This is a genomic window from Altibacter lentus, from assembly GCF_000746845.1.
GTDB classification, from domain to species: domain Bacteria; phylum Bacteroidota; class Bacteroidia; order Flavobacteriales; family Flavobacteriaceae; genus Altibacter; species Altibacter lentus.
Genome location: NZ_JPZT01000010.1, coordinates 1 through 892 on the forward strand (window position 1 = coordinate 1; position 892 = coordinate 892).

Annotated in this window: 1 protein-coding gene; it reads left to right on the top strand. The window is 33.6% G+C overall.

Going from position 1 to position 892, the window contains the following annotated elements; genetic code table 11:
* Positions 1-157: 157 nt before the first annotated feature.
* Positions 158-682 (top strand): nuclear transport factor 2 family protein, encoded by a 525-nt coding sequence (locus tag JS40_RS00035; RefSeq protein ID WP_034257563.1) that lies wholly within the window; start codon positions 158-160, stop codon positions 680-682.
* Positions 683-892 lie beyond the last annotated feature (210 nt).

Sequence of the window (892 nt, forward strand, 5' to 3'; positions counted from 1 at the left end):
ATATTTAACAATATGATTCGCAACGACTGAAAATCTATCGATTCTCAGCCGCACAAATCATACACAAGCACGTTGTATGCAATGCGATAAAACCAAGGTGTATTCAATAAAAACGAATTAATGCAAAAATTGAGTAAATAAATATCAAACGAACATTATGAATAAATCATTCTCATTTAGACCAATCCTTTTAGTTGGATTATTATTAATTGTCGGTTGTTCAAACGTTGACAACTCAAAATCTAATTCGACTGACAAAAAAGAATCTGAAACCGCAAAGAAAGAACTCGATAGTGCTTTTAAAAAAATGTGGAAAAATGTGACTCTCACAAATGCGACTGAATACTTCAAAACTGATGTTTCTGATAGTTTTTTTACGGTTAATGCAGATGGAATAGTTCAGAATAAGTCAGAATTACTCGCCGACAAAAAACGCCTTGAAATGCTTGAAATTTTGAGTTTTGAATTTTTCGACCAACAGATAAAAGTTTATGAAAATGTTGGAATTATCAATGGAAGAATAAAAGCATTTTCAGATGGAATATATGTTGGCGAAGTTTTTTATACTGCAATATTTGTAAAACAAGACAACATTTGGAAATATGAAAACTGGCAGGGAACTTGGACAAAAGATTCACCGCCACCACCATCTTTTGCTTCGGAGAATGAAACAGATAATTAACGAAAAAGCACAGCATACAACAATGGCTATAATTCATTGTGGTTTTGTGCCACGCCAAAGTAAAAGTATAAATCAAACGGCTGGATTTCGGCGGAATAATCCTGCGGATGATTCCACAACGAAATCATAGCCGAGACCGTTGCCACACATTTGAGAAAAATTCTGTACATATTGACAATTTTAGTTTTCGGAATGACTTATGCTCAAGAA

What these genes read in the sequence shown, in the direction of transcription:
- JS40_RS00035 (WP_034257563.1), top strand. Translation starts at nt 158, where the DNA reads ATGAATAAATCATTCTCATTTAGACCAATCCTTTTAGTTGGATTATTA.